At 63.5% G+C, this 12,629-nt stretch carries 11 protein-coding genes; 6 read left to right on the top strand and 5 right to left on the bottom strand.

The window, feature by feature from the left end; all coding sequences use genetic code 11:
* Nucleotides 1–3: 3 nt before the first annotated feature.
* Nucleotides 4–996, bottom strand: coding sequence for a LacI family DNA-binding transcriptional regulator (locus V4T21_RS12585; protein ID WP_332717267.1), 993 nt, complete (start codon nucleotides 994–996; stop codon nucleotides 4–6).
* Between the two features lie 166 nt (nucleotides 997–1,162).
* Between V4T21_RS12585 and araD the strand changes: the two genes are divergently transcribed.
* From araD to V4T21_RS12555, 6 genes are all read left to right on the top strand, one after another.
* Nucleotides 1,163–2,908 carry an L-arabinonate dehydratase gene (araD, locus tag V4T21_RS12580; protein WP_332717264.1) on the top strand — a complete coding sequence of 582 codons (1,746 nt, stop codon included), beginning with the start codon at nucleotides 1,163–1,165 and terminating at the stop codon, nucleotides 2,906–2,908.
* A gap of 10 nt (nucleotides 2,909–2,918) precedes the next feature.
* Nucleotides 2,919–3,701: an HpcH/HpaI aldolase family protein gene (locus V4T21_RS12575; protein WP_332717262.1), complete on the top strand. Its 783-nt coding sequence runs from the start codon at nucleotides 2,919–2,921 to the stop codon at nucleotides 3,699–3,701.
* Nucleotides 3,702–3,704: 3 nt separating this feature from the next.
* Nucleotides 3,705–4,586, top strand: a complete 882-nt coding sequence (locus tag V4T21_RS12570; protein WP_332717259.1) for an SMP-30/gluconolactonase/LRE family protein — start codon at nucleotides 3,705–3,707, stop codon at nucleotides 4,584–4,586.
* A gap of 1 nt (nucleotide 4,587) precedes the next feature.
* On the top strand, nucleotides 4,588–5,346 hold the full coding sequence (locus V4T21_RS12565; protein ID WP_332717256.1) for an SDR family NAD(P)-dependent oxidoreductase: 759 nt from the start codon (nucleotides 4,588–4,590) through the stop codon (nucleotides 5,344–5,346).
* Nucleotides 5,347–5,359: 13 nt separating this feature from the next.
* Entirely contained in the window at nucleotides 5,360–7,351 is a 1,992-nt protein-coding gene (locus V4T21_RS12560; RefSeq protein WP_332717480.1) for an alpha-glucosidase, read from the top strand.
* Between the two features lie 104 nt (nucleotides 7,352–7,455).
* On the top strand, nucleotides 7,456–8,238 hold the full coding sequence (locus V4T21_RS12555) for a TSUP family transporter (RefSeq protein WP_332717254.1): 783 nt from the start codon (nucleotides 7,456–7,458) through the stop codon (nucleotides 8,236–8,238).
* On the opposite strand, the gene V4T21_RS12550 is transcribed toward V4T21_RS12555, so the two are convergent.
* The 4 genes from V4T21_RS12550 to V4T21_RS12535 are packed head-to-tail and all read right to left on the bottom strand — an operon-like array spanning nucleotide 8,235 to nucleotide 12,628.
* Nucleotides 8,235–9,281, bottom strand: coding sequence for an ABC transporter ATP-binding protein (locus V4T21_RS12550; protein WP_332717252.1), 1,047 nt, complete (start codon nucleotides 9,279–9,281; stop codon nucleotides 8,235–8,237). The genes V4T21_RS12555 and V4T21_RS12550 overlap by 4 nt on opposite strands.
* A 9-nt stretch (nucleotides 9,282–9,290) precedes the next feature.
* Nucleotides 9,291–10,346, bottom strand: a complete 1,056-nt coding sequence (locus tag V4T21_RS12545) for a carbohydrate ABC transporter permease (protein WP_332717250.1) — start codon at nucleotides 10,344–10,346, stop codon at nucleotides 9,291–9,293.
* Nucleotides 10,343–11,353 carry a carbohydrate ABC transporter permease gene (locus V4T21_RS12540; protein WP_332717248.1) on the bottom strand — a complete coding sequence of 337 codons (1,011 nt, stop codon included), beginning with the start codon at nucleotides 11,351–11,353 and terminating at the stop codon, nucleotides 10,343–10,345. Before V4T21_RS12540 ends, V4T21_RS12545 begins: the two co-directional genes overlap by 4 nt.
* A gap of 3 nt (nucleotides 11,354–11,356) precedes the next feature.
* The gene (locus tag V4T21_RS12535; protein WP_332717246.1) at nucleotides 11,357–12,628 is read right to left on the bottom strand and encodes an ABC transporter substrate-binding protein; all 1,272 of its coding nucleotides are present in this window, start codon (nucleotides 12,626–12,628) and stop codon (nucleotides 11,357–11,359) included.
* Nucleotide 12,629 lies beyond the last annotated feature (1 nt).

The raw sequence follows: 12,629 nt of genomic DNA, 5'->3' as shown, positions 1-12,629 counted from the left end.
CGCTCAAGTCGTCTGCCGCTGCACGATCCCGAAGCCGGTGTCGACGGTCGTTCCCGCAAGCTCGTCCGACCCGTTGCGCCTGGCTGCGATCAGCCGGGCCGTCTCGCTGCCAATGAGATCGCCGAACGGGCGGACGGTCGAGAGAGGCGGATTGCACGACGCGGCGAATTCGAGATCGCCAAAACCCATTACCGCATAATCGCCGGGAATGGATTTCGACTGCCGTTGCGCTTCGAAGATCACACCAAGCCCGATCGCATCGTTCGAGCACCCGATTCCCACCGCCTCTTGGCCGCCCAGTTCCGAAACGACGCGGTTGAAGAGAATACCTCCCAACTCGCTCGTGGCCGGGGCAGGGTGGTCGAAATGGCGGGCTGGCAAACCCATTTCTTTCGCCGCTGCCAGAAATCCCTCGGCCCGGCTGGCTGCCCGCTTGTCCTCATGGCTACGCCCGCTCAAAAAGACCAGCGAACGCCTGCCGCGTGATGCCAGGTGACGAGCGGTGGCCGCGCCGACCGCCCGGTGATCGAACCCCACTGCCATATCGACAGGCGCTTCGCCTCCAAGCTCCCATATCTGGACGATGGGAACCGGCGAGGCGCCAAGCAAGCCACGCGTCGCAGCGCTGTGATCCGTCCCGGCGATAACCAACGCCGCAGGCGCCCAGGACAATGTGGTACGCACCAGCGCCTCTTCGGCGACCCGGTCATATTCGGTGTGACCGAGCAGGATCTGCAGTCCGGCGCGCCCAAGCTCGAATTGCAATGCCGCGACCGTTTCGGCAAAAAATGCGTTTCGCACCGAAGGCACGATAACGCCGACCACCCGCGAATTCGCCGCCGCCAACCCGCCCGCCATCATATTGGGAACGTAGTTGAGTTCGCGGACCGCTGCCCTCACGGCCTCGCTCGCCTTGGCCGATACTGCATCGGGGTTGCGCAGGAACAGCGATACGGTGGAGGGGGAAACGCCGGCCTTTTCGGCGACGTCCATCATCGTCACACCCTGTATCTTGCGGCGCCTGCGAGGCGTCTCCGATCTGGCCAAATTTCGTTCTCCGCCGTTCAACCTTGCAAGCTCAGCATTACCATGCCAATTTCGTAGCGCTATTATTTATACGCGACGGCACACAATTGCCGCAACCGGAGACAGGCACAAAACGATGAGCCGTGAGACGCCGCGCAAGTCCTTGGCCGAGCTGCGTTCCCAGCGCTGGTTCGCGTCCGAGGATATGCGCGGCTTCGCGCACCGTCAGCGCACCCAGCAGATGGGCATGCGCCGCGAGGAATTCATGGGCCGCCCCGTGATCGGCATCGTCAACACCTGGAGCGACATGAGCCCGTGCCATGCGCATCTGCGCGATAGGGCAGAGGCGGTAAAGCGCGGCGTCTGGCAGGCCGGCGGTTATCCGGTCGAACTGCCCGCGCTCTCGGTGGGCGAAGTGATGGTCAAGCCCACGACCATGCTCTACCGCAACATGCTGGCCATGGAGACCGAGGAGATTTTGCGCTCGCACCCGCTCGATGGCGTAGTGCTCTTGGGCGGCTGCGACAAGTCCACGCCCGGCCTGCTGATGGGCGCCATCTCCATGGATTTGCCGCTGATCTTCTGCCCAGCTGGCCCGATGTCGAACGGACAATGGCGCGGCCAGAAAACGGGGGCAGGCACCCATACCAAGAAATATTGGGACGAATTGCGCGCCGGAACGATAACGGCGGAGGATTGGGTGGATCTGGAAAGCCGCATGACGCGCTCGTTCGGCACATGTAACACCATGGGCACGGCCTCCACCATGACGTCCATCGTCGATATCATGGGCCTGACCTTGCCAGGCGCGAGTTCCATTCCCGCCGTCGATTCCGGCCACGTCCGCATGGCGTCGGCCTGCGGCGTTCGCATTTGCGAAATGGTGTGGGAAGATCTGCGCCCCTCGACGATCCTCAACCGCGAAAGTTTCCTCAACGGCGCGGTCGCCTATATGGCGATGGGCGGATCGACCAACGCCGCCATCCATCTGATCGCCATGGCGGGCCGCGCCGGTGTGGAGCTGACCTTGGACGATCTTTCGGCCGTCGCCGGGCGCGTACCAGTCGCGGCCAACCTTTTCCCCTCCGGCCAGTACCTTATGGAGGATTTCTACTTCGCTGGCGGCATCCTTGCCCTGATGGGTAAATTCGCCTCCCATCTGACGCTCGACCGGCCCACCGTTTCGGGTCGGACGCTGGGCGAGGCCATCGCGGACGCCGAATGCTGGGACGATGAAATCATCCGCGACGAGGCCAATCCCGTCGTCCCGCTCGAACGGGGCAAGACGCTGCAACTCCTGCGCGGCAATCTGGCGCCCGATGGCGCGGTGATGAAATCGTCGACCGCTGATCCCAAATTCCTGCGCCACAGCGGTCCGGCCATCGTTTTCGACGACCCCGCCGAGATGAACCGCACGCTCGACGACCCCGATCTCGATATCACCGAGGATTGGGTGATCGTCCTGCGCAATGCCGGCCCCGTCGGCGCGCCGGGAATGCCCGAATGGGGCAATCTTCCCATCCCCAAAAAACTGCTGCGCCAGGGCGTGCGCGACATGGTGCGCATTTGCGACGGCCGCATGTCGGGCACCCATTACGGCACCTGCATCCTGCACGTCGCCCCCGAAGCCGCCATCGGCGGGCCGCTGGCCCTGCTCAAAACCGGCGATATCGTTTCGATCGATATCCCCGCCGGCAAGCTCGACATGGAAGTGGACGCCGCCGAACTCGACCGGCGTCGCGCCGAATGGACGCCGCACGCGCCGCTTTACGAGCGCTCCTTCGCCGCTCTTTACCAGCGCCATGTCAGCCAGGCCGACAAGGGCTGCGATTTCGACTTCCTCGAAGGCACTGCCCTGGTCCCCGATCCGGTCATCTATTGAAAGACGCGCTATGAAAACCTTCACCAGCCTCATGACCGACAAGACCCCGCTGGGCACCTGGCTCATGGCCGGCGCACCCAACACCGCCGAAGCACTGGGGCACGCGGGGTTCGATTTCCTGGTGGTCGACATGGAGCACGTCACCATCGAATTTTCCGATCTCGCCCATATCCTGCGCGCCATCGGCTGCACGCCCTCGGTCCCCGTCGTGCGCCTCGCCTGGAGCGATCAGGTGCTGGTCAAGCGGGCCATGGATGCCGGCGTGGAAACCCTGATGCTGCCTTTCATCCAAACGGCCGAAGAGGCAGAGCGTGCCGTCTCCTATATGCGATATCCGCCCCATGGCGTGCGTGGGGTCGCCGCCGTCCATCGCGGCTCGCGTTTCGGCACCCTGCCGGGCTATCTGGCCAATGCCCATGAGCGCGCCTGTTCCATCCTGCAACTCGAAACGCCCGAGGCGATTGCCAATCTCGATGCGATCGCCGCCGTCGATGGGGTCGACGCGCTCTTTGTCGGTCCGGGAGACCTTTCGGCGGCCATGGGCCACATCGGCGATATCGGCCACAGCGAAGTGCAGGATTTGATCGCCTACGCTGCAAAAACAGCCCGGAAAGCCGGCAAGCCCATCGGGATCGTCGGGCCAAACCCGGAGATGGTGGCACGGTTTATCGACTATGGCTATTCCTTCGCCGCTATTGCCTCAGACATGGGCATGATGACGGGCCGCGCTGCCGAATGGCTGGCCCAATTGCGCAAGGCGACTCCCGCCGCGCCTTCGCAATCGGCCTATTGATCCATGGACAGCCCGTTCCAATGCGTATGCGATCTGCGCGCCCGGCTGGGCGAAGGGCCGGTCTGGGAGGCCGGGCGGGGCACACTGCGCTTTACCGATATCGCGGGCAAGCGCCTCCACCGCTTCGATCCGCAAACGGGCGCGCTCGAAACGCTCGAACTGTCTGAAGAGCTCGGCTGCTTTGCACCCTCCACCAATGGATCGATCGTCGCCGCCCAGCGCAGCGGCATCTGGCGCATGGATGAAAAGGGAGCGCGGCAATTGCTCGCCGCCAACCCGGAGGCCCATGAGGGAAGCCGGTTCAATGATGGCGCCACCGATCCTCGGGGACGGTTGCTGGTGGGCACCATCGATCCGGACCAGAAAGGCCGCGCCGCGCTCTACCGCTTCGACCGGCGCGGTCTGTCCCTTTTTGTCGATGAGCTGATGACCTCGAACGGGCTGGCCTTCTCGCCCGATGGCCGCACGCTCTATCATTCCGATACGCCGCGCTTTGTCGTTTACGCTTACGATTACGACCCCGACGAGGGCGAAATCACCGGCAGGCGCGTCTTCGTCCAGCTCGAACCCTCGGAAACCGATACCGGCCGCCCTGATGGGGCCGCGGTCGATGCCGAAGGCTGCTATTGGTCGGCGCTCTATCAGGGCGCGCGCGTCAATCGCTACGCGCCCAGCGGCGAACTGCTCGCCAGCTACCCCATCCCGGCGCAATCGCCTACCATGCCGTGCTTCGGCGGTTCGGACATGCGAACCCTGTTCGTAACCTCGGCCCGTGACGGTTGCAGCGACGCGCAACTTGCCGATCATCCGGAATCGGGCGGAGTGTTCGCAATGCGTGTTGAAATCCCCGGCCTGCCCAGGCTCCCCTTCGATCCGGAGGCTTGAAATGACTTATGAAACCGTGCGCTACGAAAGCCTTTCGGGCCGCCATGTCGTGATTACGGGCGGCGCCTCGGGCATCGGGGCCGAAATGGTCCGCGCCTTTCGGGTTCAAGGAGCCAGCGTCGATTTTCTCGATATCGACAGGGACGCAGGGCAGGTTGTGGCCGACGGAACCGGCGCGCGATTTCATGCTTGCGACCTGACCGACATCGACGCCCTGCGCCAGACGCTCGCGGCAATCGAGACGGAGGAGGGGCCAGTCCGCGTGCTCGTCAACAATGCGGGCAAGGACGACCGGCACGATTTCAATTCCGTCGAACCCGACTATTGGCGCCGCATTTTGGCGCTCAATCTCGACCACCAGTTTTTCGCCACCCAGGCGGTGCGCGCGGGCATGGCGGCAGCCGGAGGCGGCTCGATCATCATGCTCGGCTCGGTCTCCTGGATGCGCAGCCAGCCGGGCATGGTGGGCTATACCACCGCCAAGGCGGCGATCAACGGGCTGACGCGCACGCTGGCCCGCGAACTCGGCCCGCAAGCGATCCGCGTCAACTGCATCGTCCCCGGCGCGATCCTGACCGATCGGCAGGAAAAGCTCTGGCTCACGCCCGAACTCAATCAGCAGTTCCTCGACCTCCAGGCGCTCAAATTCCGGCTCGATGCCAGCCACGTCGCGCGCATGGCGCTGTTTCTGGCCTCTGACGAAAGCGGCGGCGCGACAGGCGCCAATTTCGTCGTCGATGCCGGGCTGACCCAGAATTGATCGACAAGCCATGATCCACTTGCAAACCGTCCCGGCCGGCTTTGAAATCCGGCTCGGCAACAAGTTGATTTTCGCCCATACCGCAGCCGCGCCCGCCATTTTCGTGGGCCGGGGCGAGGCCCGGATGGACATGTATCGCGGCAATTTCGAGATCGAGGATCATGTCTCCGAGCGCATTGCCCTGTGCGGCACGGTGGTCGAGAACAACCGCGTCTCCCTGTCGGTTTCGGATGGCGATGCTCCCATTCTCACGCTGACCGTCACCGCGTCCGGCCTCGATTTCGAAACGCTCGACTCGTCCATCAACCGGTTCTGGCTGCAGGTTGCGGCCGAACCCGATGAGCATGTTTGGGGCGGTGGCGAGCAGATGTCCTATTTCGACCTGCGCGGCCGCCATTTCCCGCTCTGGACCTCCGAGCCGGGCGTCGGGCGCGACAAGAGCACCGAGATCACGCGTCTGTCCGATCTCCACAACAAGGCGGGTGGCGATTACTGGAACACCAATTATCCCCAGCCCACCTGGGTCTCTTCGCGCCGCTATGCGCTGCACGTGCAAACCGCCTGTTATTCGGCCTTCGACTTCCGCGATGCCGGCTTCCACGAAGTCGAAGTATGGGAAGTGCCGGCCCGCATCGAACTGTTCGATGCAGAAAATTTCATCGAACTCGTCGGCAAGCTCTCGGCCCGCTTCGGGCGGCAACCCGAGCTTCCCGATTGGGTCTATGGCGGCGCGATCATCGGCCTCAAGGACGGGACCAATTCCTTTGAGCGCATGGAAAAGATGATCGCCGCCAGCGTGAAGGTTTCGGGGCTCTGGTGCGAGGATTGGGTGGGTCTGCGCCACACCTCGTTCGGTGCGCGCCTCTTCTGGGACTGGCAGGCCAGCGACGCCCGCTATCCAGATCTTCGCCAGCGCATTGCTCAATTGAACGCTCGCGGCATCCGCTTCCTGGGCTACGTCAATCCCTACCTCGCCGTCGACGGTCCTCTGTTCGTCGAGGCCGACCGGGAGGGCTATTTTGCAACCGATGAGAAGGGCGAAACGGCGCTTGTCGATTTCGGCGAATTCGAGTGCGGCGTCGTCGATTTCACCAATCCCGCCGCCGCCGACTGGTTTGCGGAGCGCATCATCGGCCGGAACATGCTCGATTTCGGCCTCTCGGGCTGGATGGCCGATTTCGGCGAATACCTTCCCATCGACGTAAGGCTCGCCAATGGTATCGATGCCCGCGTGATGCACAACGCCTGGCCCACGCTCTGGGCCGAGGTCAACGCAAAAGCCGTGGCCAGCCGCGACAAAACCGGCGATACGCTCTGGTTCATGCGCGCCGGGTTCACCGGCGTCGGAGCGCATTGTCCCTTGCTCTGGGCGGGGGATCAATCGGTGGATTTCTCCCGCCACGATGGTCTGGTTACAGTCATCTGCGGCGCCTTGTCGTCAGGCCTTCTGGGCAACGCCTACCACCATTCCGATATCGGCGGTTACACCAGCCTCTTCGGCAATGTGCGAACGGCCGAACTTCTGATGCGCTGGTCGGAAATGGCGGCCTTCACCCCGGTGATGCGCAGCCATGAGGGCAACCGTCCCACCGAAAACCTCCAGCTCGATCAGGACTCGGACGTTCTCGCCCATTTCGCGCGTATGACAAGGCTCTATTGCCTGCTCGCGCCCTACCTCAAGCATCTTTCCGCCGAAGCGGCGGCGACCGGCCTGCCGGTGCAACGGCCGCTCTTTCTCCACTACGAGGGCGATAGCCAAACCTATGCCATCCAGGACCAATACCTCTATGGCCCCGACATGCTCGTTTCGCCCGTCTGGCAGGCCGGCGAGGATTCCCGAAAGCTATATCTTCCGTCCGACCACGCCTGGGAGCATCTCTGGAACGGCGAGGTCACGCAGGGCGGGCAATGGGTTGACGCGCCCGCGCCGATCGGCCAGCCAGCGGTTTACTTCAATCCGGAAAGCAGGTTTGCCGACCTTTTCCGGCAGGCACGCGGACTCTAGAGTTTTTCCAGCAAAAGTGGACACCACTTTTGCGGTTCGGAAACGCGATAAAACAAGGACTTAGAGCAATTGACGCGATTCGAAGAAACGCGGAAATGATCTAGATGAACATTTTGAGCGATATCTTGAGCCCGCAATTGGTGCTGCTCTGGCTGGTCGCGGGCGGTGCCGCCTGGGTGCAGACGCTGACCGGCTTTGCCTTCGGGCTGATCCTGATGGGCGTTGTCGGGCTCTTCGGCCTCATCCCGCTTCCAGAGGCGGCCATCGTCGCCAGCCTGCTGGTGATCTTCAACGGCATCATGGTGCTGCGCAAGGATTGGCGCGCGATCGATCGCAAAGGGCTCGGTCTGCTATTGCTCGGCAGTTTTCCGGGGCTCGCCATCGGCTATGGCCTGCTGCTTTATCTGGCGACGAGCGCACTTTCGGCGCTGGCACTTATACTCGGCGCGCTGATCGTCTTCGCATCCCTCCAGATGCTCGGCCGTCCCCAGCCGCAGTCCCAGCGTAGCGGCACTGCCTCGTTCATCGCCACCGGCCTCGCCGGCGGCGTCATGGGTGGGCTGTTTTCGACCGCCGGTCCCCCGATCATCTGGCAGATGTATCGCCAGCCTTTCACCCACGTCATGGTGCGCGCGACGCTGGTCAGCGTCTTCTTTCTCAACGCGGCGGCGCGCCTCGTCTTCGTCTTTGCCACCACGGGCATTTCTTCCCGCATCTGGCTGGCCGCCGCCGGTGCGCTGCCCATGGTCTGGCTGGGCACAACCCTGGCCCAGAAATTCCCGCCCCCGATGCCGCTGGCCATCCTGCGCCGCATCGCCGCCGGCCTGCTACTGGCTTCGGGGCTGGCGCTCTGCGCCACGCCCCTCGCCTCGCTTATCGGGGGCTAACCGATCCTCTGCCCATCGGCGTCGAAGGCGTGGATATTTTCATCATCGAACGCGAGGCGGATTTCCTCGCCGCGCTCGATCTGCGGCTGTCCGTCAAGCACGGTGAGGATCGACCCAGCGCCTTCCGCCGATGCATGCACCACCGTCTCGGCCCCCAACGCCTCGACCAGATGCACCTTGGCGGCGATGGCCCGTTCGCCCTCCCGCGCCAGCCGCAAGTGCTGAGGCCGCAGGCCGATAGTCACCGGACCCTCATGCCCCAGCGGAACCTCGGCGCCGCCGGGCAACCCCGCCCGTCCGCCCTTGGCTTCGGTCCTGAAGAAATTCATGTTCGGCGCGCCGATGAACCCGGCCACGAATAGGTTCTGGGGATTGTTGTAGAGATTGAGCGGAGTATCGACCTGCTCGATCCGCCCCTTGCGCAGCACCACGATGCGATCGGCGAGGGTCATGGCTTCGATCTGGTCGTGGGTAACGTAGATCATGGTGGTCGCGAGCCGTGCGTGCAGTGCCGCCAATTCTGCGCGCATCGTGCCGCGCAATTCGGCGTCGAGATTGGAGAGTGGCTCATCGAGGAGGAACGCTGTGGGGTTGCGCACGATGGCCCGCCCGATGGCCACGCGCTGGCGCTGCCCACCCGACAGCTGGGTCGGGCGCCGCGCCAGCAGATCGCCGATATCGAGCATGCGCGCCGCCTCTTCCACCCGCGTGGCGATTTCCGCCTTGGCCATGCGCGCGTTTTCAAGCCCGAACGAGAGGTTCTGGCGCACTGTCATATGCGGATAGAGCGCATAGGATTGGAACACCATGGCAAGGCCGCGATCGGCGGCACCCTTGCGGGTCGCATCCACGCCATCGATCTCGATTTTCCCCGATGTCGGCTGATCCAGCCCGGCGATCAGCCGCAGCAGCGTCGATTTCCCGCAGCCCGACGGGCCGACAAAGACCACAAGTTCCCCTTCGTCGATCTCGAGATCGATCCCGTGGATCACATCGACAGCGCCGAACGATTTGCGGATATCCCTAAGTGCGATGCGCCCCATGCGCCCCTCCTATTTGATGCCCGCCCCGGCGATGCCGGTGGTGATGAAGCGCTGCAGGAAAATGAACACCAGCACCACGGGGATCATGGTGACCACGGTCATGGCGAGGATATAGTGCCACTGCACGTTGAGCTCGCCCGCATAGGTATTGAGCCCGATCTGCAGCGTATAGAGCTCGCGCCGCGACAAGACGATCAGCGGCCAGAGGAAATCGTTCCACCGCCACACCACCGAGAAGATGGCCAGCACGGCGAGAGCCGGCGCGGCCAGCGGCAGGATGATGCGCCAATAGATCTGCCACTCGGAGGCATGGTCCATACGCGCCGCCTCGATCAACTCGTCGGGAATGGTGAGCATGTATTGGCGCAGCAGAAACACCCCCGTCGGCGTCGCGATGGTGGGCAGGATCACCCCCCACAGCGAATTGAGCAGCCCCACCGCGCTCACCACCGAATAGAGCGGCACGAGGATGACCGACAGCGGCACCATCAGCGTTCCCACGATCAAGAGCATCACCGCGTCGCGCCCGCGAAAGCGGTATTTGGAGAGCGCATAGGCGGCCATGGAATTAGTCAGCAGCGTCAGGAACGTCGCCATCACCGTGACGAAAACCGAATTGCCCAGATACCGCATGAAGTCGAAGGCGAGGAACGGATCGGTATAATTGTTGACCGCCAGCCCCACCTCGCGCAGCGGCGTCCGGGCGGTGAGGTCCACATTGATACTTTCTTCCGGATCGGCCGGATCGACCATCTGCGCCGAGGTCCCGATCCTGCGCACTTCGGCGAGGGTGCGGGTGGTGCCGTCCTCCATGGTGACTTCGAACAGCGGCAGCGGCGCATCATGGCCCTCCACCGTCGCCATCTCCTGCACATAAGGCAGCAGGGTGGGCGGAAATTCGGCCAGTTGCGCCGGCCCCTTGAAGGACGAAGATACCAGCCACAAGGCCGGCCCGAACATCAGCACGGTGCCGCCGATCAGCCAGACCCAGGTGACGATGTCGGTCCAGTGCCAGCCGCCATTCCGCCCCCTTCGGCGAAACACGAAATTGGTGATCGCGCTCATCGTGCGTTCCCCCTTTCTGATCGCCGCGACAGCCCAAGCTGGATCAGCGTGAGAACGACAAGCACCAGCCCCATCAGGATCGAGGCAGCCGCCGCAAGGCCCGGATTGCGCAGGAAGGAGGCAAAGCCCACTTCGTAGATATATTGGGTGAGAAACAGCGTGCTGGTGCCCGGTCCGCCGCCGGTCAGCACATAGGCCTCATCGAAAATCTGCACGCCACGGATCAGGGCAAGCACCAGAACCACAGCGAGGTTGGGCCCGAGCAGCGGCAGCGTGATCCGCCAGAACACCCGGCCCGGCGGCGTCGCATCCATTTCGGCGGCTTCGTAAAGGTCCTTCGGGATAGCCTGCAACCCGGCCAGAAGGATCAGCGTGTAAAACCCCATATGCGCCCAGGTGGAAACCCCCACGGCGGCGGAAAAGGCAAAGAAGCGGTCGTTGAGCCAGACCACGGGGTCAAAACCCAGATTGGTGACGATCAAATTCATCAGCCCCTGACGCTGCAAAATCCAGCGCCAGATCAGCCCCACCACCACCGGCGAGAGCAGCACGGGAAAGAAGAACACCGCCCGGAAGAACCCGCGCCCGGCGATGTTGCGGTTGAGGATCAGCGCCGTGATCATACTCACGCAAACCATGAGGCTGACCTGAAACAGCACGAAAAGCGCCGTGTTGCGCACCGCCGTCCAGAACTGGTCCTCGCGGCAGGTCAGCGGCTGGAGGTAGTTGCCGCATTCGAGCAGCCGGCCATATTGGCCGAAGCCGATGAAATTGCGGTCGCCCAACAGAATATCGGTGCCGCCGGTCAGCGAATAAACGACGTTGAGCACCAGCGGAATGATGACGAACACGCCGAAAATCGCCATGTTCGGGAGGAGGAAGAATGCAACCATCCCGCCGGTGCCCGTCCAGCGCTGCCATAGGCGCAGCACCGGATCGAAGGCCCGGGCAATGAGGACGAGCGGCAGACTTGCCACCCGTCCAGCAGTTTCGCCGAACCCTGCCATGGCTTACTGCCCGGCCGCCTCGACCTGATCGGCGACATCGCTGTCGATCATGGAGCGCGCCTGCTCGATATCGAGCTCCCCGGCCATCACCTGGCTGATGCGGGTGACGATTGCGCCGTAATAGGCATTGGCCCACACCCACGCCGGCATGGCGTCACTGGCGGGCAATGTCTGGGCCGAAGCCGCAACGAACGCGTTGAGGGCAGGCGGCACCAGCGGATCGTCGGACTGGAATTCAAGGCCGCCCGCCGCGACGACGCCCGCATGCGCCGGCAGGAACAGTGTGCGCTCGCTGAATTCACGCAGGATCTCTTCGGAAGCGAGGAAATCCATCACCCGTGCCACCTCTTCGGGGTGCTCGGTGTATTTGATCCCGACAAGAGCGGCGCCGCCCGCCATGCCCACGCACCCGGCGTCGCCACAGGGCGAGCCGACCATGACCCAATCGAAGGCATCGCCGATCTTGCTCGACAGGTTCGACACCTGCCACGACCCCGAATAGTAGAAGGGGATCTGAGCGTTGATGAAATCGTCAGCCGCGGCGCGATAGGTGGTCCCGGCAGCCGAAACCCACACTTCGGGCAACATCAGGCCCTGTTCGGTCCAGTCGGCGAGGCGCGACAGGAACGCCATGGCGCCATCGTCGATCGGAGCGGGCATGCCATCGTCGGCGATGAAATTGGCGCCGTAGGAGATGGCGGGCCCGGCGACGCGGTGGCCGGAGCGGTCGATGGCGAAGGCGGCCGGAAGGCCCTGGTCTTCCATCACCAGACGGCTGGCTTCGATCCAATCGTCCCAGGTCGCGCCCTCGCCGGGCATCTCCACGCCCGCCTGCTCGAACAGGGTGGCGTTGGCAAAGCCGCCGGTGAGGGTAAGCTGGGTCATGTAGCCGGTGATGGCATCGGAACCGTCTTCGCGCATCCAGTCGAAACGGTCGCCGAAATTCTCGTCCCAATAGGCCGGATCGGCCAGATAGGGCCGCAGGTCGAGCCAGTGTTCGGCCTGGGCCTTGAGGTTGGTCACCCGCGCGATATCGGGGCCTTCGCCGGCGGCGAGCTGGATGGGAAGCTGCTCCATGATCACCTGATAGGCGACATTGTCGAGCACGATGTCGATATCGGGGTTCTCTTGTTCGAAGCGGTCCAGAAGGTCGGCAATCACCTCGCCTTCATTGCCGTCGGAATACCACATGACACGAACTTCGGTCGTATCCTGTGCAAAGGCGCCCGGAGCCAAAACGGCCAGGGCGACACCGGAAAGCAAAATCGTCTTCATC

It is taken from the genome of Pelagibacterium mangrovi (assembly GCF_036662815.1).
GTDB lineage: Bacteria > Pseudomonadota > Alphaproteobacteria > Rhizobiales > Devosiaceae > Pelagibacterium > Pelagibacterium mangrovi.
This window is presented reverse-complemented; position numbering and strand designations above follow the sequence as displayed.

Excerpts from the sequence above, each read along its gene's own strand:
- V4T21_RS12585 (WP_332717267.1), bottom strand. The coding sequence starts at position 996 with ATGATGGACGTCGCCGAAAAGGCCGGCGTTTCCCCCTCCACCGTATCG.
- araD (WP_332717264.1), top strand. The coding sequence starts at position 1,163 with ATGAGCCGTGAGACGCCGCGCAAGTCCTTGGCCGAGCTGCGTTCCCAG.
- V4T21_RS12575 (WP_332717262.1), top strand. The coding sequence starts at position 2,919 with ATGAAAACCTTCACCAGCCTCATGACCGACAAGACCCCGCTGGGCACC.
- V4T21_RS12570 (WP_332717259.1), top strand. The coding sequence starts at position 3,705 with ATGGACAGCCCGTTCCAATGCGTATGCGATCTGCGCGCCCGGCTGGGC.
- V4T21_RS12565 (WP_332717256.1), top strand. The coding sequence starts at position 4,588 with ATGACTTATGAAACCGTGCGCTACGAAAGCCTTTCGGGCCGCCATGTC.
- V4T21_RS12555 (WP_332717254.1), top strand. The coding sequence starts at position 7,456 with ATGAACATTTTGAGCGATATCTTGAGCCCGCAATTGGTGCTGCTCTGG.
- V4T21_RS12550 (WP_332717252.1), bottom strand. The coding sequence starts at position 9,281 with ATGGGGCGCATCGCACTTAGGGATATCCGCAAATCGTTCGGCGCTGTC.
- V4T21_RS12545 (WP_332717250.1), bottom strand. The coding sequence starts at position 10,346 with ATGAGCGCGATCACCAATTTCGTGTTTCGCCGAAGGGGGCGGAATGGC.
- V4T21_RS12540 (WP_332717248.1), bottom strand. The coding sequence starts at position 11,353 with ATGGCAGGGTTCGGCGAAACTGCTGGACGGGTGGCAAGTCTGCCGCTC.
- V4T21_RS12535 (WP_332717246.1), bottom strand. The coding sequence starts at position 12,628 with ATGAAGACGATTTTGCTTTCCGGTGTCGCCCTGGCCGTTTTGGCTCCG.